General features: G+C 65.8%; 25 protein-coding genes, 2 tRNA genes and 2 pseudogenes. 12 read left to right on the forward strand and 17 right to left on the reverse strand.

What is annotated here, in order from left to right:
* Positions 1-156 precede the first annotated feature (156 nt).
* A complete protein-coding gene (locus HUK65_RS08990) occupies positions 157-1,203 on the forward strand; it encodes a polysaccharide biosynthesis/export family protein (RefSeq protein WP_179905833.1) in 1,047 nt (348 codons plus the stop codon).
* 35 nt (positions 1,204-1,238) lie between these two features.
* Entirely contained in the window at positions 1,239-3,275 is a 2,037-nt protein-coding gene (locus tag HUK65_RS08995) for a capsular polysaccharide biosynthesis protein (protein WP_179905834.1), read from the forward strand.
* A gap of 231 nt (positions 3,276-3,506) precedes the next feature.
* On the opposite strand, the pseudogene HUK65_RS18730 reads toward HUK65_RS08995, so the two are convergent.
* Both HUK65_RS18730 and HUK65_RS09005 read right to left on the reverse strand, forming a co-directional pair.
* Positions 3,507-3,680: pseudogene (locus HUK65_RS18730) on the reverse strand (CoA-binding protein); the annotation flags it as partial.
* A gap of 109 nt (positions 3,681-3,789) precedes the next feature.
* A pseudogene (locus HUK65_RS09005) lies at positions 3,790-4,008 on the reverse strand (selenium-binding protein SBP56-related protein); the annotation flags it as partial.
* A gap of 85 nt (positions 4,009-4,093) precedes the next feature.
* Here HUK65_RS09005 and HUK65_RS09010 point away from each other — a divergent pair.
* Positions 4,094-4,885: an IclR family transcriptional regulator gene (locus tag HUK65_RS09010; RefSeq protein WP_268839354.1), complete on the forward strand. Its 792-nt coding sequence runs from the start codon at positions 4,094-4,096 to the stop codon at positions 4,883-4,885.
* Between the two features lie 84 nt (positions 4,886-4,969).
* Here HUK65_RS09010 and HUK65_RS09015 read toward each other — a convergent pair.
* Positions 4,970-5,045 (reverse strand) — tRNA-Thr (locus HUK65_RS09015).
* 210 nt (positions 5,046-5,255) lie between these two features.
* Between HUK65_RS09015 and HUK65_RS09020 the strand changes: the two genes are divergently transcribed.
* A complete protein-coding gene (locus HUK65_RS09020) occupies positions 5,256-6,131 on the forward strand; it encodes a hypothetical protein (protein WP_179905835.1) in 876 nt (291 codons plus the stop codon).
* 10 nt (positions 6,132-6,141) lie between these two features.
* Here HUK65_RS09020 and HUK65_RS09025 read toward each other — a convergent pair whose 3' ends face one another.
* On the reverse strand, positions 6,142-6,393 hold the full coding sequence (locus tag HUK65_RS09025) for a DUF2312 domain-containing protein (protein WP_179905836.1): 252 nt from the start codon (positions 6,391-6,393) through the stop codon (positions 6,142-6,144).
* A gap of 137 nt (positions 6,394-6,530) precedes the next feature.
* On the opposite strand from HUK65_RS09025, the gene HUK65_RS09030 reads away from it, so the two are divergent.
* The 5 genes from HUK65_RS09030 to HUK65_RS09050 all read left to right on the forward strand — a co-directional run bounded on the left by HUK65_RS09030 (position 6,531) and on the right by HUK65_RS09050 (position 10,955).
* Positions 6,531-6,746, forward strand: a complete 216-nt coding sequence (locus HUK65_RS09030) for a hypothetical protein (RefSeq protein WP_179905837.1) — start codon at positions 6,531-6,533, stop codon at positions 6,744-6,746.
* An 87-nt stretch (positions 6,747-6,833) separates the two neighbouring features.
* Positions 6,834-7,130, forward strand: coding sequence for an FtsB family cell division protein (locus HUK65_RS09035; RefSeq protein WP_179905838.1), 297 nt, complete (start codon positions 6,834-6,836; stop codon positions 7,128-7,130).
* Positions 7,131-7,233: 103 nt separating this feature from the next.
* Positions 7,234-8,244, forward strand: a complete 1,011-nt coding sequence (gene pdhA, locus HUK65_RS09040) for a pyruvate dehydrogenase (acetyl-transferring) E1 component subunit alpha (RefSeq protein WP_179905839.1) — start codon at positions 7,234-7,236, stop codon at positions 8,242-8,244.
* A gap of 15 nt (positions 8,245-8,259) precedes the next feature.
* Complete coding sequence (locus HUK65_RS09045; protein WP_179905840.1) at positions 8,260-9,645, forward strand: pyruvate dehydrogenase complex E1 component subunit beta; 1,386 nt, start codon at positions 8,260-8,262, stop codon at positions 9,643-9,645.
* 11 nt (positions 9,646-9,656) lie between these two features.
* Complete coding sequence (locus HUK65_RS09050; protein ID WP_179905841.1) at positions 9,657-10,955, forward strand: pyruvate dehydrogenase complex dihydrolipoamide acetyltransferase; 1,299 nt, start codon at positions 9,657-9,659, stop codon at positions 10,953-10,955.
* Between the two features lie 174 nt (positions 10,956-11,129).
* On the opposite strand, the gene HUK65_RS09055 is transcribed toward HUK65_RS09050, so the two are convergent.
* Entirely contained in the window at positions 11,130-12,554 is a 1,425-nt protein-coding gene (locus HUK65_RS09055; RefSeq protein ID WP_179905842.1) for an amidohydrolase, read from the reverse strand.
* Positions 12,555-12,657: 103 nt separating this feature from the next.
* Between HUK65_RS09055 and HUK65_RS09060 the strand changes: the two genes are divergently transcribed.
* On the forward strand, positions 12,658-13,821 hold the full coding sequence (locus HUK65_RS09060; protein WP_179905843.1) for a M20 aminoacylase family protein: 1,164 nt from the start codon (positions 12,658-12,660) through the stop codon (positions 13,819-13,821).
* Between the two features lie 42 nt (positions 13,822-13,863).
* Here HUK65_RS09060 and HUK65_RS09065 read toward each other — a convergent pair whose 3' ends face one another.
* The 5 genes from HUK65_RS09065 to hpt form a co-directional block, all read right to left on the reverse strand.
* The gene (locus HUK65_RS09065) at positions 13,864-14,229 is read right to left on the reverse strand and encodes a VanZ family protein (RefSeq protein ID WP_179905844.1); all 366 of its coding nucleotides are present in this window, start codon (positions 14,227-14,229) and stop codon (positions 13,864-13,866) included.
* Positions 14,230-14,319: 90 nt separating this feature from the next.
* Entirely contained in the window at positions 14,320-15,465 is a 1,146-nt protein-coding gene (locus tag HUK65_RS09070; RefSeq protein WP_235441863.1) for an AI-2E family transporter, read from the reverse strand.
* A 237-nt stretch (positions 15,466-15,702) separates the two neighbouring features.
* Entirely contained in the window at positions 15,703-16,593 is an 891-nt protein-coding gene (locus HUK65_RS09075; RefSeq protein WP_179905846.1) for a c-type cytochrome, read from the reverse strand.
* A 175-nt stretch (positions 16,594-16,768) separates the two neighbouring features.
* On the reverse strand, positions 16,769-17,224 hold the full coding sequence (locus tag HUK65_RS09080; RefSeq protein ID WP_179905847.1) for a c-type cytochrome: 456 nt from the start codon (positions 17,222-17,224) through the stop codon (positions 16,769-16,771).
* Positions 17,225-17,322: 98 nt separating this feature from the next.
* A complete protein-coding gene (gene hpt, locus HUK65_RS09085; protein ID WP_179905848.1) occupies positions 17,323-17,865 on the reverse strand; it encodes a hypoxanthine phosphoribosyltransferase in 543 nt (180 codons plus the stop codon).
* Positions 17,866-17,945: 80 nt separating this feature from the next.
* Here hpt and HUK65_RS09090 point away from each other — a divergent pair, with 80 nt between their 5' ends.
* Positions 17,946-18,413, forward strand: coding sequence for a type II toxin-antitoxin system RatA family toxin (locus HUK65_RS09090; RefSeq protein WP_179905849.1), 468 nt, complete (start codon positions 17,946-17,948; stop codon positions 18,411-18,413).
* An 80-nt stretch (positions 18,414-18,493) separates the two neighbouring features.
* Complete coding sequence (gene rnd, locus HUK65_RS09095) at positions 18,494-19,678, forward strand: ribonuclease D (RefSeq protein WP_179905850.1); 1,185 nt, start codon at positions 18,494-18,496, stop codon at positions 19,676-19,678.
* A gap of 248 nt (positions 19,679-19,926) precedes the next feature.
* Here the strand turns inward: rnd and HUK65_RS09100 are convergent, their stop codons facing one another.
* The 7 genes from HUK65_RS09100 to plsX form a co-directional block, all read right to left on the reverse strand.
* Positions 19,927-21,150 (reverse strand): acyl-CoA dehydrogenase, encoded by a 1,224-nt coding sequence (locus HUK65_RS09100; RefSeq protein ID WP_179905851.1) that lies wholly within the window; start codon positions 21,148-21,150, stop codon positions 19,927-19,929.
* Between the two features lie 87 nt (positions 21,151-21,237).
* Positions 21,238-22,323 carry a 2'-deoxycytidine 5'-triphosphate deaminase gene (locus tag HUK65_RS09105; protein WP_179905852.1) on the reverse strand — a complete coding sequence of 362 codons (1,086 nt, stop codon included), beginning with the start codon at positions 22,321-22,323 and terminating at the stop codon, positions 21,238-21,240.
* A 104-nt stretch (positions 22,324-22,427) separates the two neighbouring features.
* Positions 22,428-22,504, reverse strand: a tRNA-Pro gene (locus HUK65_RS09110).
* Positions 22,505-22,584: 80 nt separating this feature from the next.
* Positions 22,585-23,445: a MerR family transcriptional regulator gene (locus HUK65_RS09115; RefSeq protein WP_179905853.1), complete on the reverse strand. Its 861-nt coding sequence runs from the start codon at positions 23,443-23,445 to the stop codon at positions 22,585-22,587.
* Positions 23,445-23,750, reverse strand: coding sequence for an integration host factor subunit alpha (gene ihfA / locus HUK65_RS09120; protein WP_179905890.1), 306 nt, complete (start codon positions 23,748-23,750; stop codon positions 23,445-23,447). The genes HUK65_RS09115 and ihfA overlap by 1 nt, the downstream gene beginning before the upstream one ends.
* 142 nt (positions 23,751-23,892) lie before the next feature.
* Positions 23,893-24,867: a beta-ketoacyl-ACP synthase III gene (locus HUK65_RS09125; protein WP_179905854.1), complete on the reverse strand. Its 975-nt coding sequence runs from the start codon at positions 24,865-24,867 to the stop codon at positions 23,893-23,895.
* A complete protein-coding gene (gene plsX / locus HUK65_RS09130) occupies positions 24,864-25,982 on the reverse strand; it encodes a phosphate acyltransferase PlsX (protein WP_179905855.1) in 1,119 nt (372 codons plus the stop codon). The genes HUK65_RS09125 and plsX overlap by 4 nt, the downstream gene beginning before the upstream one ends.
* Positions 25,983-25,990: the final 8 nt, after the last annotated feature.

The raw sequence follows: 25,990 nt of genomic DNA on the forward strand, positions 1-25,990 counted from the left end.
AAAAAAAGACCGAGGCGGTATTCCGAAATAATAAGGCAGTTCCGAAAAGGAGCCCGAGCAGTGATCGACAGAATTCCCCTCAGGGCCAGTACTCTGGCCCTCGCCGCGTTTGTGGGCCTTGCGGCAGCCTGCACCCCGCCCCGCTCCGGGCCCAGCATGGATGAAATCTTCTCCGGCTCGGTCCTGCGTGAAGGGGACGCTTATATTGTTGCCGTCAACCGGGCCGTTGCGCGGACCGCGGCGCAGGTGCCCTCGATGGGCTTCAGCACCGGGTTGCGACAGGGCGCCTTGCTGGGCGGCGACACCATCCAGCCCGGTGATACCATCACCCTGAACATCTTTGAAAACGTTGCCGAGGGGCTGTTTGCTGGCCCCGAGGTGAACAACGCCATCCTGACCGAGGTGCAGGTGGACGATGCGGGCTTTGTCTTTGTGCCCTATGCCGGACGCATCCGCGCCGCCGGGCGCACCCCCGAAGCCCTGCGCCGCAACCTGAGCGAGGTTCTGGACGAACAGACCCCGGACCCGCAGGTCATGGTGTCCCGCGCGGGCGGCGATGGCAGCACCGTTACCGTTCTGGGCGAGGTCAACGCCCAGGGGGTCTATCCGATCGAACGCCCGACACGGCGGCTGAGTGCAATGATCGCCGCAGCCGGCGGCCCTGCAATTCCGGCCGAGCGGGCGGTTGTGCGTCTGACACGGGGCAAGCGGCAGGAAAGCGTGTTCCTCAATGACATCCTGGAAACGCCCTCCTTTGACATCGCCCTGCGCGGCGGCGACCGGGTCCAGATCGAAGGCGACCGCCGGGCCTTTGCCGTCCTGGGCGCCACCGGGACCTCCAGCCGGTTGCCCTTCGAAGCGCCGGTGATCTCGGCCATGGAAGCGATTGCCATGGTCGGCGGCCTCGACCCGCTGCGCGCCGATCCGAAGGGCGTCTTCGTGTTCCGCGACGAACCCGAGGAAATGGCCCGCGCCATTCTGGACGACCCCCGGATCCTTGGCGAACAGCGCTTTGTCTACGTTCTGGACCTCACCGCACCCAACGGCATGTTCAACGCCCGCGACTTCAAGATCCGCGACGGCGACACCGTCTATGTGACCGAAGCCTCTTCGGTTGCCTGGTCGCGCCAGATCGCAGCGCTGACCGGCACGCTGTCCGCGGCCGGAAGCGTGCAATCGCTGGCCGAAGGAAGCACCGACTGACCCAGCGCGTGCCGACAGATCAACCCGCCGCCCGAATGCTGCGCGCGTTCAGCGGCGGGTTTCTGTTTCCCGCTGCCCAACCGCGCCGCATCCGCCGCATTCTGGCACTGGCGGGCTGGCCCCTGCGCCCGGGCTGGCCGGGACGTGATGACGCGGTGGCCGCCTGGGGGCATGGCCCGACCGCCTGGCGAGCCGAGGCCGTAGCCGCGCGCAGCGGCGCGCAGCTTGTGCGGATCGAGGATGCGTTCCTGCGCTCGGTCCTGCCCGGGCGCATCGGGGGGGAGCCGCCCCTGGGCCTGATGATTGACCCCACCGGCGGCGCGCATTACGCCCCGGCCCGGCCCTCGGCGCTGGAGCAATTGCTGGCCACCCACCCGCTGGATGACCACGCCCTGCTGGAACGCGCCCGTATCGGTGCGGCCCGGTTGCAGGCACTGGATTTGTCCAAATACAACGGCCATGACCCCCACGCGCCCCTGCCGGACCCGGGTTATGTGCTGGTCATCGACCAGGTGCGCGGCGATGCCTCGCTCCGCCATGGGGGTTTGGATGGCCCGCTTCCGCCCAACATTTTCCGCGAGATGCTGGTCACCGCCCAGGCGGAAAACCCCGGTGCGCGGGTGGTGATCAAGACCCACCCCGAAACCGCGGGCGGACACCGCATCGGGCATTTCACCGCCGCCGATGCGACGACGGATCGCATGACGCTGCTGGACACGCCGGTGTCGCCCTGGCAACTTCTGCAGGGCGCGCAGGCGGTCTATACGGTATCGTCGCAATTGGGGTTCGAGGCGATCTTCGCCGGGCACCGCCCGCGGGTGCTGGGGCTGCCCTTCTATGCTGGATGGGGCCTGACGCGCGATGAGACCCCCCATCCACGCCGCCGCCGCACCCTCAGCCGCGCCCAGCTTTTCGCCGCCGCCATGCTGCTGGCCCCGGTCTGGTATGACCCCTGCCGTGACCAGCTTTGCCGGTTCGAGGACGCGCTGGACCATCTGGAGGCCCAGGTCCGTGCCTGGCGCGAGGATCGCGCGGGCCATGTGGCGCTGGGGATGCGCCTGTGGAAGCGCGCGCCGTTGCAGCGGTTCCATGGCCGCTGGCGGCGACTGCGCTTTGCCAGCGATGACGCGCAAGCCGTCGCCCGCGCCGGGGCCGAGGGGCGCGGTATCCTGGTCTGGGCCGGGCGGGAAAGCGCCACGCTTGCGCAAACCGCGGCTGGCCTGCCGCTGCGGCGGGTTGAGGACGGGTTTCTGCGCTCACGCGGGTTGGGGGCGGAGCTGATCCCGCCCATGTCGCTGGTGGCCGATGACCTGGGCATCTATTACGATCCCACGCGCGAAAGCCGGCTTGAGCGGCTGATTGCGACCGAACCGCCCCCGGGGGGCCGCGCCCGTGCCGAACGGCTGGTTCAGGCGCTGGTTGAACGGGGCGTATCAAAATACAATCTGGGCACCCCGCCGCCGGATTTGCCGCCCGGGCACCGAATTCTGGTGCCGGGCCAGGTTGAGGATGACGCCTCGATCCGCTTGGGCGCTGTGGATGTGCGGACCAATCTGGACCTGCTGCGTGCGGCCCGCGCCGCCAACCCCGATGCGGTGGTGATCTACAAGCCGCACCCGGATGTCGAAGCCGGCCTGCGCCCCGGCATCATCCCTGAGCCCGAGGCCCGCGCGCTGGCCGTTGTGATCGTCACCCACACCGACCCCGCCGCCCTGCTTTCGCGGGTTGATGAGGTCTGGACCATCACCTCGCTCACGGGGTTCGAGGCGCTGTTGCGCGGCAAGCCGGTGGTCACCCTCGGGCGCCCCTTCTACGCAGGCTGGGGGTTGACCCGGGATCTGGCGGCCCAGCCAGCCCGGCGCCGGGCGCGGCCGGACCTGCTGGCCCTGGTCCATGCCACCCTGATCGCCTATCCTCGCTACATGGACCCGGTGACCGGTTTGCCCTGCAGCCCGGAACTGGCCCTGCACCGGCTGGCCCATGGACCGGTGGCACAAGGCGGTCCCGCGCTGCGCCTCCTGTCGAAACTGCAGGGCCTGCTGGCCAGCCAGGCGCATCTGTGGCGACGCTGACTGCGCGGGAAATGGGGGCGAGCGAGGTGCCCCTTGCCCGGAGCAGGTTTGTGACCGCTTGGCCGAGGAGGACCGGGCCAGGGTCTTCAGCGCCGCGGGCCGCGAAGTCGCTTGAGCGCAGCACGCGCTAGATTGCGAGGTCAAGCCTGGGTTTCCAAAGGGGCGGAACAGTTCGATCTTGGGGCAGCGGTCCATGACCACTTTCAGCCCCGCATCCTCGGCCAGCCGCGCCGCGCGGTCATCATAGACGCCGATCTGCCCCCAGAGGTCCTTGGCGCCGATTGCAATGGCCTGTTCGGCGATGCCGTACAGCTCTGCACTGGGTCGAAACACCACGACCATATCGACCGGGCGGCCGATCTCCTGGAGCGATCGATAGACTGGAAGGCCGCGGATCTCGGTCACCCTGGGGTTCGGGTTGACCGGCAGGATCTCATAGCCCTCGGTGATCTGTCGGTTGCTCAGCGCGACCTGTCAGCGCTGATCCACGTCACCCCTGGTCAGCCGGGCGGCGCAGGTGATGCAGCTCATCCCCGATCGCGGGCATCTCCAGCCGGTGAATCACCTGGGAACAGGTCGGGCTGTCCGGATCGGCGTCCACCGTTGCCAGATAATCCGGCTTCTGGATGCCGGTCCCGGTGTATATGGCGATCGTATAAAGCAACTTCTCCCGAGGGGCCCTGATCGCCTCGGCGGAGCTTGCATAGCCAGGTCCGCAACACGCTCCGTCCATGGCGAATCCCTCCCTTGAGTCCCCTGAAATCCTGTAAATCGAAAAACCTTGTATTATGAATTGAGAAAACCTGCGTCTTGAACGTCTGACACTGATCCTTGAGATCGTCGGCCAGAAGGGCGCGGCAACGTTGGCCGATATCTGCACCCATTCGGATCTGCCCAAGCCCTCGGCCTATCGGCTGGCGCAGGACCTGGTGGGTGCGGGGCTGCTGGAACCCGTGGCCCGGGGCCGGTTCGCCATCGGCAACCGACTGAAACGGATCACACGTTCCGAGCAATCCGACCGTGCCCTGCTGGAGATCATTGCCCCTGCCCTCAAACAGGCGGCCACCCGGCACGGTGCGGTATTCTTCCTGTCGCGCTTGCGTGGCCGGGCGGTGGAAATCATCCACGTGGAAACCCCCGAAAGCGGCGTGTCTTACCTGCATCCCGGACTTGGCAAGCGTCCGCTTCATGCCTGTTCCTGCTCCAAGGCGGTCGCCGCATTCTCGAGCAATCTACGCGCGACCGGGGCTCTGGAGGGGCGGCTGAAAGCCTTTACCGAATTCACGCTCACCCGGGTCGAAGATCTGGAGGCGGAACTTCAGGTGATCCGGCAACGCGGCTACGCCGAATGCGTTGAGGAGATTGATCGCGGCATGTGTTCGGTTGCGGCCCCGCTGGGAGAAACCGGTTTTGGCGCAACCATGTCGATCGGCGCTGCAGGCTCCACACGCGTGTTTAGCCCGGCATTCCGTGCAAGGATGGGGCAAGAGATCATCGCGCTGACCCGCGCAGTTGCGGCGAGCCTGGGCGGACTGGATCTGGATGAACCGGCCCGCCCCGGGCAAGCCCGTCAGGGCGACACTTGGGCACCGATGCCGCAAGCCCGGTGAAGCGCACAGGATGCGCACCGACATGCGCGATCAGGGTCATTTGCTGACATCAGCGCGGATGACGCATGGTGCGGCCTGGATGAATGGTGCCGGCTGAGGGACTCGAACCCCCGACCTTCGGTTTACAAAACCACTGCTCTACCAACTGAGCTAAGCCGGCCCGGACCCTGCATAGGGCGAAAATGCGGCGGGCTCAAGCCACCGTTTCCAGGAAAGGGCAGCGGCGGGAGCGTGCTGCCAAACCGTCAAGAATACGCCTTGCAGCCGCCATATTGGATGGCCAGACTGCACCATGCACGGGCAGTGCCGCACCCGACCCTGATGCACGGTGTCGTTGCGGCCAAAATCGGACAAAGGCTTCGGAGCAGGCATGAAGATATCCCTTCACCTTGGCGCACATCTGACCGACGATGACCGGCTGTCACGCTGCCTGATCAAGAACCGCGATCTGCTGGCCGGGCAGGCGATTGCCGTGCCGGGGCCCGGCAAATATCGTGAACTGTTGCGCGCGGCGACCGAGCGGCTGCAGGGGGCGCGTGCCAGCGCCGAGACAACGGCGGCATTGCTGGATGATATCCTGAACATGGATGGCGCCGAGCGGATGGTACTGTCATCGGCGGAATTCCTGGGGCCGCGCGGCTGGGCGATCCGCGATTCGGCGCTCTACCCCCAGGCCGCCGAGAAATTTTCGGCGCTGCGCAACCTGTTCCCCAATCACCCGGTCGAAGCCTTCCTGGCCGTGCGCAACCCGGCCACATTCATGGCGTCACTGGTTGATGTGGCCCATGACAAGGCGCGCGAGCGGATCCTGAGCACCACCACCCCCGCCGATCTGCGCTGGTCAGCCGTCGTCAACGCCATGCGCACCGCCTGCCCCGATGTTCCCCTGACGATCTGGTGCGATGAGGATACGCCATATCTGTGGAATGACATCCTGCGCGCGGTCAGTGCCCACCCCGATGGCATCACGCTGCGCCATACTTATGACTGGTTCGCCCAGGTCATGCGCCCCGAGGGTCTGGAACTGATGCTGAATTGGCTGGAGCACCACCCCCCCCAGACCGAGGATCAGCGCCGCCGGATCATCAGCGCCTTTCTGGACAAGTATTTTGATGCCGAAAAGGTGGATGTGGACCTGAACCTGCCCGGCTGGACCGAGGACATGGTCGAAGTCCTGACCGAGCTTTACGATCAGGACATGGACGCAATTCGCGCCATCGAGGGCGTTCGGGTGCTGACGCCCTGAGCGCGGCGCGTCACTCCATCCCCAGCGCGGCCTTGTAGACCTCCAGAATCGCCTCTTCTTCGGCGATTTCATCGGGCTTGCGCTTGCGCATGGCGATGATCTTGCGGATCACCTTGGTGTCATAGCCCCGGCCCTTGGCCTCGGCCATGACCTCTTTCTGCTGGTCGGCAATGTCCTTCTTCTCGGCTTCCAGATGCTCGAACCTTTCGATGAACTGGCGCAGTTCATCGGCTGTGACGCTATAGGCATCGGGGGTGTTCATGGTCGGCGCTCCTGCCCTTGATGATTTTCCCTGTTCCTAATTCGGTCGCACGGGCGCCGCAAGCCTGCCCGCAGTCGCAGTTGCGCCTTGGCCGGAACCGCGCTAACCCCGTCCTGTGCTTGGTGACGGAGGGCAGGATGGACTGGCTGATCTGGACAGGGGCGGCAGTTTCGCTGGCGGGCGTCGGTGCGCTTGTCTGGTGCATCCTGTTTGCCATGCGCGCCCGGCGTGAAGCGCGCGACGAAATCGACCTGCGCGCCCGGCTGCAGCACGCGGTTCTGGTGAATTTCGGGGCCCTTGCGGTGTCGGTGCTGGGGCTGATGATGGTCGTCGTCGGGATCTTCATGAGTTGAGCCGGGCGACCCGCCGCAGGGGATTCCCTTGGGCGCTGGACTGTGGCATAGTTCCTGGAACAACAATTCCAGGCAGGTCGCAGGCACATGAAACGGAACCGATCGGCATTTGTCGTGGCGCTGCATGTCACGGCGCTTGTGGTCATGGGCGGGTATTTCGGCTTTGCCGCCGTGCAGGGGGATTACGGCCTGTTCAACCGCATCCAGATCGAAGCCGAAAACGTGACCCTGCGCAGCAAGCGGGACGCGCTGCAACAGGAACTGGCCCAGTATCAGAACCGCACCCGCCGCCTGTCCGAGGACTATCTGGATATCGAGCTTCTGGACCAGCAGGCCCGCCAGGTCCTGGGCCTGATGCACCCGTCCGAAATCGTCATCCGCTGACCCCCGCGGCGGCTTTGGAAAACGTCTTTGCCCCGCAGCGGATAATGCGCTATCAAATAGTTTAACACTGAACTATTGGCCGCAACAACAAGGGGCGACCGCGATGGCTGCGCGAAAATCGACTGCAAAGTCCAACATTTCAAAGGATGAGCTGCTTGGCTACTACCGTGACATGCTGCTTATCCGGCGATTCGAGGAAAAGGCCGGGCAGCTTTACGGGATGGGCCTCATCGGCGGGTTCTGCCACCTTTACATCGGCCAGGAAGCGGTTGTCGTAGGGCTGGAAGCCGCCGCGAAGGAAGGCGACAAGCGCGTCACATCCTACCGCGATCACGGGCATATGCTGGCCTGCGGCATGGATCCCAATGGCGTGATGGCCGAACTCACCGGCCGTGAGGGGGGCTATTCCAAAGGCAAGGGCGGCTCCATGCACATGTTCTCGAAAGAGAAACATTTCTACGGTGGCCACGGCATCGTCGGCGCTCAGGTGCCAATCGGTGCGGGCCTTGCCTTTGCCGACAAGTACAAGGGCAATGACAATGTCACCTTCACCTATTTCGGCGATGGTGCGGCCAACCAGGGCCAGGTCTATGAAACCTACAACATGGCGATGCTGTGGGACCTGCCGGTGATCTTCGTGATCGAAAACAACAAATACGCCATGGGCACTTCGGTCCAGCGCGCCACCAAATCCCCCAGCCTGTGGGAACGCGGCGCCGCCTATGGCATCCCCGGTGAGGAAGTGGACGGCATGGACGTGCTGGCCGTCAAGGCCGCCGGCGAAAAGGCGGTGGCCCACTGCCGCGCCGGCAAGGGGCCGTATATCCTTGAAATCATGACCTATCGCTACCGTGGCCACTCCATGTCCGACCCGGCCAAGTATCGCACCCGTGACGAGGTCCAGAAAATGCGCGAGGAACGCGACGCCATCGAACATGTGCGCGACCTGCTGCTGCAGGGCAAACATGCCACCGAAGATGACCTCAAGGCCATCGACAAGGATATCAAGGCTGTGGTCAACGACTCGGCCGAATTCGCCAAGGAAAGCCCCGAGCCCGCGCTCGAAGAGCTCTGGACCGATATCTACGCCGATGACGTGCCGCAGAACGCCTGAGGGGAGAGGAAACACATGGCAACCGAAGTATTGATGCCCGCCCTTTCACCCACGATGGAAGAGGGCACGCTCGCAAAATGGCTGGTCAAGGAAGGCGACACCGTCGCCGCCGGCGACATCATCGCCGAGATCGAAACCGACAAGGCCACCATGGAATTCGAAGCGGTGGATGAAGGGACCATCGGCAAGATCCTGGTTGCCGAAGGCACCGAAGGGGTGAAGGTCAACACCCCCATCGCCGTGCTGGTCGAAGAGGGCGAAAGCGCCGACAACATCGACACCGGGTCCGAGCCCGCGCCGTCAGCCGCCCCGGCGGCTGACGCCGGCGACAAGGCGGCCCCCGAAGGGGGCTCCGCGAAGGCCGCCCCCCCCGCACAACCAAAGCCGGACACCAGCCCCGACTGGCCCGCGGACACGCCGATGAAGAAACAGACCGTGCGCGAAGCCCTGCGCGACGCCATGGCCGAAGAAATGCGCCGCAAGGATGAAGTCTTCGTCATGGGCGAGGAAGTCGCGGAATACGAGGGCGCCTACAAGATCACCCAGGGGTTGCTGGACGAATTCGGCGCCCGCCGCGTGGTGGACACGCCTATCACCGAACACGGCTTCGCCGGTATCGGCGTCGGCGCGGCCTTCGGCGGACTGCGGCCCATCGTCGAATTCATGACCTTCAACTTTGCCATGCAGGCCATGGACCAGATCCTCAATTCAGCCGCCAAGACGCTCTACATGTCCGGCGGCCAGATGGGCTGCCCCATTGTCTTTCGCGGCCCCAACGGCGCCGCCGCACGCGTCGCCGCCCAGCACAGCCAGTGCTACGCCGCCTGGTATTCGCATATCCCCGGGCTGAAGGTTGCCATGCCCTACTCCGCCGCCGACGCCAAGGGCCTGCTGAAATCCGCCATCCGTGACCCCAACCCTGTGATCTTCCTGGAAAACGAAATCCTCTATGGCCGCAGCTTCGACGTGCCGGATATCGATGACCTGACCATCCCCTTCGGCAAGGCGAAGACCTGGCGTGAAGGCTCGGACGTCACCATCGTCAGCTTCGGCATCGGCATGACCTATGCGCTGGAAGCCGCCGAGAAACTGGCCCAGGACGGGATCGAGGCCGAGGTGATCGACCTGCGCACCCTCCGCCCCATGGACACCGACGCCATCCTCGCCTCGGTGCGCAAGACCAACCGCCTGGTCACGGTCGAGGAGGGCTTCCCCCAATCCTCGGTCGGCAATTACATCACCTCGGTGGTGATGGAGCACGCGTTTGACTACCTTGACGCCCCGGTGATCAACCTCACCGGCAAGGACGTGCCCATGCCCTATGCCGCCAATCTGGAAAAACTTGCGCTGGTGACCACCGATGAGGTGATCGACGCCGTGCGCAAGGTCACCTATCGCTGAGGGAGGGTACCATGCCAACAGAAATCCTGATGCCCGCCCTCTCGCCCACCATGGAGGAAGGCACGCTGGCCAAATGGCTGGTCAAGGAGGGCGACACCGTCGCCTCCGGCGATATCCTGGCCGAGATCGAGACCGACAAGGCCACCATGGAATTCGAAGCCGTGGACGAAGGCACCATCGGCAAGATCATGGTCGCCGAGGGCACCGAAGGGGTGAAGGTCAACACCCCCATCGCCGTCCTGCTCGATGACGGCGAAAGCGCCGAGGATATCGACACCGCCGCCGATACCCCCGCGCCCGAGGCCCCCAGGGCCGAGGCGGGCGCGAAGGCGGCCCCCAGCGGGGGCTCCGCCGCGCCCGCTCCCTCCGCCACGGCGCCCGCGGCGCCCAAGGGCGGTGACGGTAGCCGCATCTTCGCCTCCCCCCTCGCCCGCCGCATCGCCGCCGACAAGGGGCTGGACCTGTCGCAGATCAAGGGCTCCGGCCCCCATGGCCGCATCGTCAAGGCCGATGTCGAAGCCGCCAAAGCTGAAACCGCCCCGGCGCCAGCCGCGTCCCAACCCGGCGCCATGCCCAGCGGCCCCGCCGCCGACGCCGTGGCCCGCATGTTCGAGGGGCGCGAGTATGAAGAGGTCAAGCTCGACGGCATGCGCCGCACCGTCGCCGCCCGCCTGACCGAGGCCAAGCAAACCATTCCGCATTTCTACCTCCGCCGCTCGGTCGTGCTGGACCCGCTGCTGAAGTTCCGCGGTGAGCTCAACGCCCAGCTTGAAGCGCGCGGGGTGAAACTCTCGGTCAATGACTTCATCATCAAGGCCTGCGCCCTGGCGCTGCAGGACGTCCCCGACGCCAATGCCGTCTGGGCCGGCGACCGCATCCTGCGGCTCAAACCCTCGGATGTGGCCGTGGCCGTGGCGGTCGAAGGCGGGCTGTTCACCCCCGTCCTGAAGGACGCCCACGCGAAAACCCTCTCCGCGCTTTCGGCCGAGATGAAGGACCTCGCCACCCGCGCCCGCAACCGCAAGCTTGCCCCGCATGAATATGTCGGCGGCTCCATGGCGATCTCCAACCTCGGCATGTTCGGGATTGAAAACTTCGACGCCGTCATCAACCCGCCGCATGGCTCCATCCTGGCCGTGGGCGCCGGGGTGAAACAGCCGGTAGTCGGCAAGGATGGCGAACTGGCCGTGGCCACGGTGATGTCGATGACACTCTCGGTCGATCACCGCGTGATCGATGGCGCCCTGGGGGCGGAATACCTGAAAGCCGTGATCGGCTATCTGGAAGCGCCGATGCTCATGCTGGCCTGAAGCCTCCAGCGCCGGGCGCAGCGATGCCGTCGCCCGGCGTAACTTCAGTTTCGCCCCACCGCTCCCCCATTCGACCATCCGCTGACCGGCGCCCGCGCCGGTCAGCGCCCCCGAGGCGCGCAGGGTGGGCGGGTGGGAGCGCGGCTCGGGGGCGCTTCTATCCACCCATCCGCTTCATTCCGCCGCCCGGGGCTGGATCGGCGGCAGAACGTCATCAGGGATTGGGCAGATATAGGGCGTGCGCGCCAGCCGCCCCTGATGCTCTTCCTGCGCTGCCGCCAGAAGCGCCGGGTCCGCGATCAGCTTCTGCGCCAGCCGCCCCATGGCGCTGGCGGCATGGGTCATCCCCTTATGTGCCGCTGGCATCTTACCCTGCGCGGTGGTCTGCCAGCTATGCCCCGGCGTGCCGATCGCATGGGTCGCCACCAGAACCTCGGTCGTCGGCACCGCCCAGGTCACATCGCCCACATCCGTCGATCCCACCATGACCTGCCCGCCCGGGCGCATGGGCACCACCCCGTCAAACAGCGGCGTATCGGGCTCGGGGTCACGCGCCACGCGGGCATAGGCGGTGGCTATGTCGCCCTCGGTCAAAGTCGCCTGAATCCGCGCGGCAAAGGCCCGGTCGGCATCGTCAAAAGGCACGCCACCGATCTCGTCCAGAACATCCTGCATGGCGCGGTCCATGGTCAGGTTCTCAAGATGGCTGGAGACTGCGCTGAAAATCCGGTCGCTGACCTGCGTCTCGGTCATCAACGCCGCCCCCTGCGCCACCTTGCGCACCCGCGCCACCAGCTCCTGCACCGTTGCGGAACTGAGCGAGCGGATGGAATACCGCACCTGCGCCCGCCCCTGCACCACATTCGGCGCCTTGCCGCCCGCGTCCAGATAGGCGTAATGGATGCGCGCATCCGCGGGCATATGCTCGCGCATGTAATTCACGCCGACCGACATCAGCTCTACCGCGTCCAGCGCCGACCGGCCCAGATGCGGCGACATGGCCGCGTGCGAGGACCGCCCCGCAAAGGTGAAATCGATCCGCGTGTTGGCCAGCGCCAGCGGGTCATCCACCATGGTAAAGCAGTTGGGGTGCCAGGTGATCGCCGCATCCACATCGGCAAAGGCGCCCTCGCGCACCATGAAGGCCTTGGCGGCGCCCCCTTCCTCGGCCGGGCAGCCGTAGTAGCGCACGCGGCCGGGGGTGCCCGTGGCCTCCAGCCAGTCCTTGACCGCGCAGGCCGCCAGCAGCGCCGCAGCCCCCAGCAGGTTGTGCCCGCAGCCATGGCCGTCGCCCCCCGGCACCAGCTCCTGCGGCTCGGCGATGCCCGAAACCTGGCTCAACCCCGGCAGGGCGTCATATTCGCCCACAATGGCAATCACCGGCCCGCCGCTGCCCGCCTCGCCCATGACCGCCGTGGGGATCCCGGCCAGCGCTTCGGTCACGCGGAACCCCTTGGCGCGCAATGTCTCGACATGCGCATCGCAAGAGGCATATTCCGCATAGAGCGTTTCCGGCGTGTCCCAGACCCGGTCCGCCAGCGCCGTCAGGTCCGGCGCGTGCTGCGCGATCCGCTCCAAGATGTCCGATGTGTTCTGCATGGCAAAGCCTCCTGTTCCGGTGTGCAGTGAACCCTGCCATGCGCCCCTTGTCCAGCCCCGCGCCCTGCCCTAAGCTTCGCCCAATTCAAACCCCGGAGTCCCCATGCCCATCCGCAACCGCTTTTCTGAAATGCTGCCCGAACTCAGCGCGTTCCGGCGTGATCTTCACGCACATCCTGAACTGGGCTTCGACTGTTTCCGCACCGCCAGCCGCGTCGCCCAGGCCCTGCGCGAGATGGGCTGCGACCAGGTTGTCGAAGGGATCGCGAAAAGTGGTGTCGTGGGCGTGATCAAGGGGCGGCAAGCGGCCTCGGGCAAGGTGGTGGGCCTGCGCGCCGATATGGACGCCCTGCCGATCCACGAAGCCACCGGCCTGCCCCATGCCTCGACCATCCCGGGCAAGATGCATGCCTGCGGCCATGACGGCCACACCACCATGCTGCTGGGCGCCGCGCGCTACCTGGCCGAAACGCGCAATTTCGACGGCACCGTGGTGCTGATCTTTCAGCCCGCCGAAGAGGGCGGCGGCGGCGCCAAGGTCATGTGCGACGAAGGGCTGATGGAGCGATTCGGCATCCACGAGGTCTACGGCATGCACAACCGCCCCGGGCATGACTTCGGCGAATTCGTCATCCGCTCGGGGCCGTTCTATGCCTCGGCCGATGAGTTCGAGGTCAGCATCGAAGGCCGTGGCGGGCACGCTGCCAAGCCGCATGACTGCATCGACCCCACGGTGGCCGCCGCGCAGGTGGTGCTGGCGCTGCAAACCGTGGTCAGCCGCAACACCGACCCGGTGGCGCAGGTCGTGGTGTCGGTCTGCACCTTCCGCACCGAATCCGAGGCGTTCAACGTCATCCCCCAGCGCGTGCTGCTCAAGGGCACTGTGCGCACCCTGACGCCCGAAACCCGCGACATGGCCCAGGCGCGGATCACCGACATCCTCACCCACACCGCCGCCGCCCATGGCGCCCGGGCCGAGGTCAATTACATGCGCGGCTATCCGGTCATGGTGAACCACGCCGCCGAAACCGAGGTCGCCATGAAGATCGGCCGCGGCGTCACCGGGCGCTGCATCGAAGGCCCCTACAACATGGGCGGCGAGGATTTCGCCTATATGCTGGAGGAACGCCCTGGCGCCTATATCGTGCTGGGCGCGGGGCCGGGGGCAAAGCTGCACCACCCGGAATATGATTTCAACGACGAGATCATCCCCATCGGCGCCAGCTGGTTTGTGGGCATGGTCGAAGAGCGGATGCCCGCTCCCTGAAGGCAGCGCCGGGGCGCTGCCTGCGGCCATCCGGGAGCGTGATCAGCGCCGCGCCAGCGCAATCGCACGCTTGACCGGGCGATGCAGTATCCATCCCGCGACCCCGCCTGCCAGCGCACCAAACCCGTTGGCGACCATATCGCCCACAGAGAACCCGCGCCCGACCAGCGGTTGCAGGAATTCGATCAATATCCCCAGGCCGGTTGCCGCCGGCACCAGCCATATGGCACTGCGCGGGTAGACCACGCAGACCGGCAGCACCACGGCCATGAAGCCCAGGAAATGATGCAGCTTGTCGCTTCCGGGAATGTCCTTCGGCATCTCGGACGGTGGGGTCAGCGTTCCCACCAGAACCATCAGCGTGGCGATGACGGTCATGACCCAGGCGTAAGTGCCAAGTCTGTGCATGAAGGCTCCATAATGGGCAGGGCGACAGGATCAGGCCCCACGCCCGCGCGCCAGCAAAAGGCGCGCAGCGGCGGCGTGACCCGCGTTCGGTCAGGACGCGCGGCGTTCGGATGGTCCGGATACGACGGCGGTGTATTTGGCCTCCGCCTCGGCATAGCTTCGCGCCGGAGGCTCGGCTTCGGGCGCTTTTTGCGGGGAAGGCGTGATCAGCGGTGGAAACTCCTCTTCTTCGGGCAGGCCTTCGCGTGACAGCAGCACCGCCATGGGTCTGGCCGAGGGGATGTGCGAGCACACGATCATCGCCCCCACCATGATCGGAACCGCCAGGAACATGCCCGGCACCCCCCAGACCGCCCCCCAGAAGGACAGCGACACGATGATCCCGAAAGAGGACAGCCGCAGCGTCTTGCCCATGAGCATCGGGTCGATGACATTGCCCAGCATGAACTGGATCATCCCCGTGAGCACAAAGATCAGCAGCGCCGTTTGCGGCTCTGGCAACTGGATATAGGCGACCAGGGTCACCACCAGCGTGGCCGCGATGGACCCCACGGCGGGGATGAAATTCAGCACAAAGGTCAAAAGCCCCATGGCCACAGCGAACTCGAGGCCAAAGAAGCTCATCATCAGAAAGATCGCCAGGCCGGTGACCGAGCTGACCGCCGTCTTGACCAGCAGATAGCGGTTCACCCGGCGGATGATCGAGGCGATGATGCGGCTCACCCGCTCGGCCTTGGTCCTGTCCGACAGCAGATTCTCCAGCTTGGTGCCGAACCAGACCCGTTCGGCAAACAGGAAGCCCACGAACAGGATGATCAGGATCGCATGCGACAGGATGGTGCCCGCCTGCCCCGCCGCCTGGCGCAGATAGCCGGACACCTGAATGGTCTGGACCGTGGCCAGCACCGCGGCCTCCACATCATCGCCCATCCAGGAAAACATCTGCGCCACGGCACGCTGGGCGTCTTCGGTATAGGACAGCGTCGTGGTCAGCACGGTGTTGATCTGCGAGAGCACAAGGCCCGCAAGAATCAGTATCCCCGATGCGATCAGAAACACCGCCGCGATCGAAGCCAGCCAGTTGGTGATCCGCAGGCTGCCGATCCGAAGCCTTGAGATCGAGTTGATCGCATCCGAGGTGAGCGAGAACAGGATGATCGCAATCGCCAGCGAGATCAGGATGAACTTCGCCTGCACCAGCAGGAACAGAACCACCGCAAAGGCGATGATCCCCATCAGCCAGGTCTGCAGCCTGAACTTCTCACCAAAGGTCAGGCGCAACGGGCCGTTGGCGGCCGATGTCTTGTCGGTCGGGTTCATCTGCATTCCCTTGTGCGCACGGGGCCCACCCGGGCCACACCCTCCTGATTATGCGGTGCTGCAAGGGTCATGGCAAGGTCGGCCAAGCCGCAGCAAGGCAGCCCGCCCCCGGGTTGCCCGTCAAATCGACATCAGCCAGCGCTTGCGCAGCCGTCACTCCAGCGCCAGCAGATACGCGGCAATGGCGTCACGATCCGCAGGCGTCAGCCGCGCCATGGCGCGCACCACCGCTGCCATCGACCCGCCCGCCACATCGAATTCCGGCGTGAACCCGCTTTCCAGATACAGCGCAATATCCTGCCGGGACCACCCCAGGGCCCCGGGTGTAATGCCCGGGATGCGCCCGTCGCCCGAGGGGTTCGGCGCACCCTCCATCCAGGCGGCGCGGTCCAGCCCGCCAAAACTGTCGCGCGGGGTGTGGCATTCGGCACAATGGGCCAGCGCCTCGACCAGATGGCGCCCGCGCTCCACCTCGGGGCTCAGATCGCCCTGCAAGACCCAGTCCTCCCCAAGGTATCGCGCCTTCCACAGGCCGATGCCACGCCGGAACGTGAAGGGAAAGGCCAGCTCATGCTCGGGCGCCACGGCGTCACTGGGCGGAAGCGTGGCGATGAAGGCCTGCAGATCGGCGATCTCCTGCAGATCGGCCAAGGCATATGCGGTGTAGGGAAACGCCGGGTAGTAATGCGCCCCCTGCGGCGAGATGCCGCGCATCATCGCATTGGCAAAATCGGCCCGGCCCCAGGTGCCGATGCCATGATCCGGGTGCGGGCTGATATTCGGGGCGATGAAAACCCCGAATTCCGTTTCAAATCGCTGCCCGCCTGACAGCACGGGGGCGTCGTCATCCTCGGCCCCCGGGGCACTATGGCAGCCCGCACAGCCCCCCGCCCAGAACACGCCCGCACCGCGCTCCGGATCGGCGTCCAGCGCCATGAGCGTGGCGATATCCGCATCATCCAACCCTTGCGGACGTGTGAGCCACCAGAACCCGGCACCCGCCAGCAGCGCCAGACCGAACACGAATACGGCAACCCGTTGCATCAGCGCTGCCCGCTGCCTTGCAAACCATGCGACCTGTCTGCGGTGCGCGCAGTCTGCGCAACCCGGACCGCAGGGGGCGACCCGCCCCCTGCCACCGCACGCAGTGCCAGAAGGCTTGCGCGCGCAGCATGCGCGCGCTCCGCTGGATCACAGCCGCGCCGCAACAGGCGAACGCTCACCGCTCAGCACGATTGGCATCATGGCAGGCGGCGCAGGCCGCGCCCAGCTGTCCCACGGCAGGGCGCAGGGCGTCCAGACCGTCACCCGCAACCGCCTGAAGTGACTCGGCCGCCTCCTGCAGGGCCACGAATTTCGCGGTGAAATCGTCCAGATCCTCCCAGATGCCGGGCAGCGCACGGGTGCCTTCGATGCTGGCGTTGTCGGTCCCTTCGGGCCACATCCGACCCTGATCATGACGCGTCAGGTGATAGAGATTATCGGCAGCGGTCTGCGCCGCATCGGCATCATAGTCCATACGCCCCTGCGCCATGGAGCCCACCACCGCCAGATTATGCGCATACAAGGTAAACTGGGCCTGGCGTGCATCCACGGCCGGATTGGTATCGGCCAGCACCGCGCCAGCCGTGGCGAGGCCCAGAATCGAAGCAAGAAGGGGCGTGCGAAAAGGCATGTAAGGACTCCGGGTTGATGTAACACGCGGCACGGTAGGGCGCGCTCGGCGCCCTGTCAAAACGCACAAACGTGATTTCTTCGCGCCCAGTGCGTCATTCAGACGTCATCGAATCGGACCTTGCCGATATAGGGCAGGTTGCGGTTTCGCTGTGCATAATCGATGCCATACCCCACCACGAATTCATCCGGGATCTCGAATCCGGTCCAGGTGGCACGGATGTCCACCTCACGGCGCGAGGGCTTGTCCAGAAGCGCACAGACCTCCAGCCGCGCCGGTTCGCGGGCACGCAGCATGCCCACGACATGGTGCAGCGTGAAGCCCGTGTCCACGATATCCTCGACGACCAGCACGTCACGGCCTGCAATCTCGCCCGAAAGGTCCTTGAGGATGCGCACCTCACGCGAGGATTTCATCGCGTTGCCATAGGAGGAGGCTTCGAGGAAATCGACCTCGACCGGCAGGTCAAGTTCACGCACCAGATCGGCGATGAACACGAAGGAGCCGCGCAGCAGCCCCACCACCACCAGCTTGTCCGTATCGCGGAAATGGGCCGAGATTTCGGCGGCAAGGTCTTCGACCCGCGCGGCAATGGACTTGGCGCTGATCATTTGGTCGATTACGTACTCGGCATGCGTCATGGCGGCCCCTTGATTTTTGGACGCCACTCTAGGACATGAGGGCGCTGCCGAAAAGAACCTGTGAAAGCCCTACGCCTCGCATGCCGAAACATAACGAATACCGCCACATGCCCTATAGCGCGCAGCAGATCTTTGATCTGGTGGCCGATGTGGCCCGCTACCCGGAATTCCTGCCCTGGACATCGGCCGCCCGCATCCGCGCCCGCCGACCGATCGAGGGCGGCGAGGAAATCGACGCGGATCTGGTAATCTCGTTCAAGGTGTTTCGAGAGCGGTTCACCAGCCGGGTGCAGATGTATCCGGACCAGGGCCTGATCAAGACCACCTATCTGGATGGCCCGTTCAAGTACATGCATTCCAGCTGGTCCCTGCGCGCGGCCGAGGATGGCGGCTGCATCGTTGATTTCCATGTGGATTTCGAGTTCCGCAGCGCCATGCTTCAGCGGCTGATCGGGGTGGTGTTCGATCAGGCCATGCGCCGCATCGTCGCCGCGTTCGAAAAGCGGGCCCGGGCGCTTTACGGGCCGGGCGGCCAGCCTGCAGCCTGAGCCCCGGGCGCGGGGGTTTCCAAGGTCGGGGCTTTGACATATGACGGTTCGGTCACTTGCCCCCGGGGACCGCCGACCGCATGAAGATCATCACCACCACCGACGACCTGGCCGCGTTCTGTGCCCGCGCCCATGCGGCGCCCTATGTCACCATCGACACCGAATTCCTGCGCGAACGCACCTATTACGCAAAACTGTGCCTGATCCAGATGGCATTGCCGGGACCGGATGGCCCAGGTTCGGGCGAGGCGGTGATCGTGGACCCGCTGGCCGGGGACAAGGGCCTGTCGCTGGCGCCCCTGGCCGAGCTGATGCGCGATGAAACCACGGTCAAGGTCTTCCATGCCGCCCGCCAGGACCTGGAGATCTTCTATTTCGATCTTGGGGTCATGCCGCGACCGCTGTTTGACACGCAGGTGGCAGCCATGGTCTGCGGGCATGGCGATCAGGTGGGGTATGAGACGCTGGTGCGCAAGCTTGCCAAGGGTCAGGTGGACAAGGCCTCGCGCTTCACCGACTGGTCGCGCCGCCCGCTGTCGGATGCGCAACTGGCCTATGCGCTGGCCGATGTGACCCATCTGCGCGTGATCTATGAGAAGCTGGCCGAACAGCTGGAGGCCACGGGCCGCGCGCCCTGGGTCGATGAGGAGCTGGAGGCGCTGACCGACCCGGAAACCTATGTCACCCGCCCCGAGGACGCCTGGAAGCGGATCAAGACCCGCTCCAACGGCGGGCGCTTTCTGGCCATCGTGCGCGAGTTGGCGCGGTTCCGTGAGAACCACGCGCAGTCGCGCAATGTGCCGCGCGCGCGGGTTTACAAGGATGACGCGCTTCTGGAACTGGCCTCGTTGCGCCCGGCCACGATGGAGGATCTGGGCCGCGCGCGGCTGCTGTTGCGCGATGCGCGGCGCGGCGACATTGCCCAGGGGATCCTGCAGGCCGTGGCGGATGGACAGGCGTTGAGCCCGACCGAGTTTCCCGAAACCCCACCCGACCGGGCCGCGCTGCAGGTCAATCCGGCGCTGGCCGATCTGCTGCGCGTGTTGCTCAAGGCCTGTTGCGAATCCGGGGGGGTGGCTCAGAAGCTGGTGGCCTCGGCTGCGGATCTGGATGCCATCGCCGCCGGAGAGCGCGATCTGGCAGCCCTGCGCGGCTGGCGCCGTGAGGTATTTGGCGCGCATGCGCTACGGCTGTGTGAGGGGGCGCTGGCACTGGGTGTGCAGGGGCAATCGGTCCGGATGATCAACCTGACGGAGCCCGGCTGAAAGCTGGAGCTTGATGGCAAGGCACCGCTTGCGCCCATCCTTGGGCCGCCGTGGCAGGCGTTTGAAGCGCCCCCGAGCCGCGCCCCACCCACCCACCCTACGCGCCTCGGGGGCGCGGCCCGGCGCGGGCGCCGGGCGCACAGGGTGGCCGATGTTTCGGCGCTGTCCATGGCCAGGTCAGGCGGTTGGTTGCGGTGACGGCTCGGGCGCGGCGCGCCCGAGGTTTCAGGGCATTCGGCCCAGCCCGTTCAGAAGAACGCCTGCAGACCGGTTTGCGCGCGTCCCAGGATCAGGGCGTGGATATCATGCGTGCCCTCATAGGTGTTCACGGTTTCCAGGTTCATCATGTGGCGGATGACCTGGAACTCTTCGGAAATACCGTTGCCGCCATGCATGTCGCGCGCCACCCGGGCGATCTCCAGCGCCTTGCCGCAGTTGTTGCGCTTGATCAGGCTGATCATTTCCGGCGCGCCCTCGGCCGCGTCCATCAGCCGTCCGACCTGCAGCGCGGCCTGCAGGCCCAGCGTGATTTCGGTCTGCATGTCGGCCAGCTTCTTCTGGAACAGCTGCGTCTGCGCCAGCGGCTTGCCGAATTGCTTGCGGTCCAGCCCATAGCTGCGCGCGGCGTGCCAGCAGGTTTCGGCCGCGCCCATGACGCCCCAGGCGATCCCGTAGCGGGCACGGTTGAGGCAGCCGAACGGGCCCTTCAGCCCCTCCACATGCGGCAGCAGCGCGCCCTCGCCGACCTCAACCCCGTCCATGACGATCTCGCCGGTGGTCGAGGCCCGCAGGGATTGCTTGCCGCCGATCTTGGGCGCCGAAAGCCCCTTCATGCCCTTTTCCAGCACAAAGCCCCGGATCTTGCCGCCATGGGCGTCGGATTTGGCCCAGATCACGAAGACATCGGCGAAGGGGCTGTTGGAAATCCACATCTTGGAGCCGCTGATGCGGTAGCCGGTGGCGGTTTTCTCGGCCCGGGTCTTCATGCCCGCGGGGTCTGACCCCGCATCAGGTTCGGTCAGGCCGAAACAGCCGATCAGCGCGCCGGAACACAGGCCCGGCAGGTATTTCTGGCGCTGGTCCTCGGTGCCATAGGCATAGATCGGATAGATCACCAGCGAGGATTGCACCGACATCATCGAGCGATAACCGGAATCCACGCGCTCGATCTCGCGCGCGATCAGGCCATAGGTGACATAGCCCGCGCCCAGGCCGCCGTATTCCTCGGGCAGGGTGGCGCCCAGCAGCCCGGCCTGCCCCATCAGCGGGAAGAGTTCGGGTGCAGCGGCTTCGGTGCGGTAGGCATCAGTCACGCGGGGTTGCAGCTCGGACTGGGCAAAGGCATGGGCGGCATCGCGCAGCATGCGCTCTTCTTCGGTGAGCTGGCTGTCCAGGCGCAGCGGGTCATCCCAGGTGAAGCGGCCCAGATCAGGCTTGTCCTTCGGCTTCAGGGCGGGGGCATCGAGGGCCATGGTCATCCTCCGGTCGGTCAGAAAAATTCGTTCTGTGGTATCATGGCGCGCCGGCAAAGATAAGCCATAAGGCGCCTATCTGACGGCTCAGGCGGCGCGGAAATGCTTGGACAGTTTCAGCCCCTGCCCCTGATAGTTCGACGCAATCTGCGCGCCGTAAAGCACCGAAGGGCGCGATGCCATGCGCTCATACACCAGCCGCCCCACAACCTGCCCGTGTTCCAGCACAAAGGGCGCTTCATGGCAGCGGACCTCCAGCACGCCGCGCGCGCCCGCGCCCCCGGCGGCGGAATGGCCGAAACCGGGATCGAAGAACCCGGCGTAATGGACCCGGAATTCGCCCACCATGGCCAGATAGGGCGCCATTTCGGCCGCGTAATCGGGCGGGATATGCACGGCTTCACGGCTGACCAGAATATAGAACGCGCCGGGGTCCAGGATCAGCTTGCCGCCATCGGTCTGTAGCGGGTCCCAGAAATCCAGCGGGTCATAGGCGCCGATCCTGTCCAGATCGATCACCCCGGTGTGCGGCTTGGCGCGATACCCCGCCAGCCCGCCGGTGGCCGGGCGCAGGTCCACGGAAAACCCCAGCCCTTCGGAGATCACCGCCTGCCCCGAGACCAGACCAACCTGCGCATGCAGCGCGGCAAGGGCGTCATCCTTCAAGACCGCCTGCCCGCGCCGGAACCGGATCTGGTTCAGCCGCATCCCGGGGCGCACAAGGACCGAGAATGACCGCGGGCAGATTTCGGCATAGAGTGGTCCGGAATAGCCCGCGGGCACTCGGTCGAATTCAGTCCCTTCGTCGGTGATGACCCGGGTCAGCAGGTCCAGCCGTCCGGTGGAACTCTTGGCATTGGCCACGGCCTGCACATCCCCCGGAAGCGCCAGCGATTCCATCAGCGGGACCACATAGACGCAGCCTTTCTCCAGCACCGCGCCAGAGGTCAGATCCATGGAATGCATGCCGAATTCATCCAGCCGGTCACGGACCGCCCGCCCCTGCCCGGCCAGGAAGGACGCCCGCACCCGGTGCGCCACCGCGCCAAGCCGCAGGTCCAGGCTGGCGGGCTGGACCTGATCATCGCCCAGGGGGGTGGTCGCAGAAATCTGGCCAGCGGCGTGCATCTGGCGCAGGTCATAGTCCGGCAGAACGCCTGGCTGTGCGGTCATCAGAGGCCCCCTTGAGCACGCAATCCCTGCGCTCTTACACGGGTGGGGCCCCATGGGAAAGACTTGAGGAAACCCAAGGGGTGGTAGCTGCAATCGAAATGATTTGGTCGGGCTAGCAGGACTCGAACCTGCGACCTTCCGTCCCCCAGACGGACGCGCTACCAGGCTGCGCCATAGCCCGAACACCGGCGTGTTTAGCGGATTGAGCGCCGGGGGCAAGGGAAAATATTGCCCGGGTTCCGCGTTCATTCCGCCTTGCGGCTACCAGCGCCGCACACCGCTTGTTTCGGACATGCGCTCCAGCAACGCGTCAAGCCGCCGAGAGGCAGCAACCAGCGCGGGACGGTGCGGCGCTGCCTGTCCCGGGCGCATCCCACGCAGGCGCAGGGCCAGGCGCGGCGCGGCGGGTGAGTCGCCATCGCGGGCGGTGGCCTCGGGCTCGGCATCGGTGGCCTCGGGCTCGTTGACCTCATCATCCGCACTGGTCGCATCGACGCGCGCGGCGTCGGACCCGGTGGGGGCGTGAACAGGGTCGCGCCCGTTCGCAACGGCGTCTGCGGCGGTTTCGGCGGGGTCCTCGGCCTCGGACGGCGGCGCATCGGGCGCGGCCACAACCGGGTCAGCGGCGGTTTCCTCTGGCGTTTCGGCGGCGCGGGTGTCCGCAGGTTCCTCAGGGGGCTGCGGGTGCTCTTGCGCCGCGGGCGCCGCCGGAGCGGGGTCCTCAGGCGGATCAGCCGCCATGGGCGTGTCCGATACCGGCACGCGGGCGTCATCGGTCGCAACCTCGCCCTCGATGGCCGAAGCGTCCAGCTCCACCGCATCGGTTTCGCCACCGATCTGGGCAACCATGGCCGGGGGCGCCATCCCGGTCACATGGCGGGTGCCCTTGTCCGACAGCATCTTCTGCACGCCGCGAATCGTCATGCCCTGGTCATGCAGAAGGCTGCGAATCCCGGCCAGCAGCAGCACATCCGAGGGCCGGTAATAGCGCCGCCCCCCTGCCCGCTTCACCGGTTTGACATGCGAGAACTTGCTTTCCCAGAACCGCAACACATGTGCCGGGGTCTGCAGGATCTCGGCCACTTCGCTGATGGTCCGGAATGCCTCGGGCGCCTTGCGCATCAACCAGCCCTGTTACCGCTTGCAACCCGATCCTTCAGAATATGCGACGGTCGAAAGGTCAGCACGCGGCGCGGATCGATCGGAACCTCTTCGCCGGTCTTGGGATTGCGCCCCACCCGCGATCCCTTGTCGCGCACGCTGAACGTGCCAAAGGACGAAATCTTGACCTGCTCGCCGCGCACCAGCGCGTCCGAAATATGCTGCAAAACGGTTTCGACCAGTTGCGCCGATTCGTTGCGTGAAAGTCCAACCTCGCGGAAAACGGCCTCGCTCAGATCCATCCGCGTCAGAGTGTTTTCGCTCATGCCTTGCCCCCCAGCTGAGCCAAGAACATGGGACAAGGCAGATTCCGAGTCAATATCAACGCCTTGAAACGCGGCCTTCGCAGAGTGGTTTAGATTTCCGATGCGCGGAGAATCGCCACGGACAGGACAGGGCACCCCGGCCCTACCAGCGAAGGGCCACGGCCCCCCAGCTCAGCCCGCCGCCGATGGCCTCCAGCAGGACCAGATCACCACGGGAAAAGCGCCCTTCGGAGGCAGCGACCGACAGCGCCAGCGGGATCGACGCCGCCGAGGTATTGCCATGGTCCTGCACCGTGACGACGACCTTCTCCATCGGCAGGCCCAGCTTCTGCGCGGTGCCACGGATGATGCGCAGATTGGCCTGATGGGGCACGACCCAGTCAACATCCTGCGCCCCCAGGCCGGTGCGTTCCAGCGCGGTCTGGGCCGTGGCGGCCAGCTTTTCCACGGCATGGCGGAAGACCTCGCGCCCCTGCATGCGCAGACACCCTGCGGTGCCGCTGGTGGATACGCCCCCGTCCACATACAGCAGATCCCGGAAACGCCCGTCCGAATTGAGGTCCGTGGACAGGATGCCACGGTCATCCGACCCCCCGGCGCCCTGCTGCGCCTCCAGCACCACGGCGCCGGCGCCATCACCGAACAGGACGCAGGTGCCGCGATCGGTCCAGTCCATGATGCGCGAGAATGTCTCGGCCCCGATCACCAGCACCCGGTCGGCCTGGCCGGACAGGATCATGCCATTGGCATTGGCCATGGCAAAGACGAAGCCTGCACAGACCGCCTGCACGTCAAAGGCAAAGCCCCGGGTCATGCCCAGACCGTCCTGGACCTGGGTTGCCACGGCGGGAAATGTGTGATCCGGGGTTGAGGTCGCCACGACCACCGCGTCGATGTCACCGGCTGACAGCCCGGCGTTTTCCAGTGCCGCCCGCCCCGCATGGATCGCCAGATGCGAGGTGAACTCACCCGGTGCGGCGAAATGGCGCCGCTCGATCCCCGAGCGCGACCGGATCCATTCATCCGACGTGTCCAGCGTCTTGGCAAATTCGGAATTTGGAACCACGCGCGCGGGCAGATAATGCCCGGTTCCAATGATCACTGACCTGCGCGTCATTCCTCCCCCTGTCCGTTCTTGCCTGCAACCGCAATCGCGGCGCGATGCTCCTCGGCGCTCCGGGCAACGGCGGCCAGCCGTTCGGACATGCGCCCCTGAAAACCGGATTGCGCCAGTTGAAAGGCCAGCTTGATCGCCGCGGAAACCCCGGTTGCATCGGCGCTGCCATGGGATTTGACCACCGTGCCGTTCAGCCCCAGGAACACACCCCCGTTGACCCGGCGCGGATCAATCCGTTTCTGCAACCGCCGGAAGGTGCCGATGGATGGCAGCGCCGCCAGCCGCGACACCCAAGAGGCCGAGATTTCGGCATGCAGCAGATCGCGAATCAGGCGGGCCGTGCCCTCGGCGGTCTTGAGCGCGACATTACCCGTGAACCCATCGGTCACGATGACATCCACATGCGCGGCCGGGATGTCCGACCCCTCGACAAAGCCGACGTAATCATATCGCCCGATTTCGCTCATGGCGGCGATCAGGTCATGCGCCTCGCGGATTTCGCTGCGGCCCTTGTGGTCTTCGGTGCCGACATTGAGCAGCCCTACCCGCGGCCGGGACACATTGAAGGCATTGCGGTAATAGGCCGTGCCCAGCAGGGCGTATTGCATCAGATTGTCCGCGTCGGCGCGGATATCGGCGCCCACGTCCAGCATGACGTTGTAGTCACGGCTGCCACGCTTCGGCCACATGCAGGCAATCGCCGGGCGGTCCACACCCGGCAGCTTGCGCAGGCGCAGCATGGACAGCGCCATCAACGCGCCGGTATTGCCACAGGACACCGCCGCAGCGGCACCCCCGTCACGCACCGAATCGACGCAGGACCACATGGACGTGTCCTTGCCATGGCGCATGACATGGCTGGGCTTTTCGTCCATGGTCACCACACCGTCGGCATGGGCCACGGTGGCGCGCTCCCTGAGCTCGGCATGCTTGTCAACCAGCGGCTGCAGCACGGCGGCATCGCCGTGCAGCACCAGTCCAAGCTGCGGGTTCTTCCGGGCGGACAGCACGCAACCGGCCACAACCTCCGCCGGGCCGGTATCACCACCCATGGCATCGACCGAAACGCTTATCTTTCGGACCGGTGCAGCATGGGCGGTATCACTATGGGTCATTGCGCAGC

The sequence above is a fragment of the Rhabdonatronobacter sediminivivens genome, assembly GCF_013415485.1.
Taxonomy (GTDB): domain Bacteria; phylum Pseudomonadota; class Alphaproteobacteria; order Rhodobacterales; family Rhodobacteraceae; genus Rhabdonatronobacter; species Rhabdonatronobacter sediminivivens.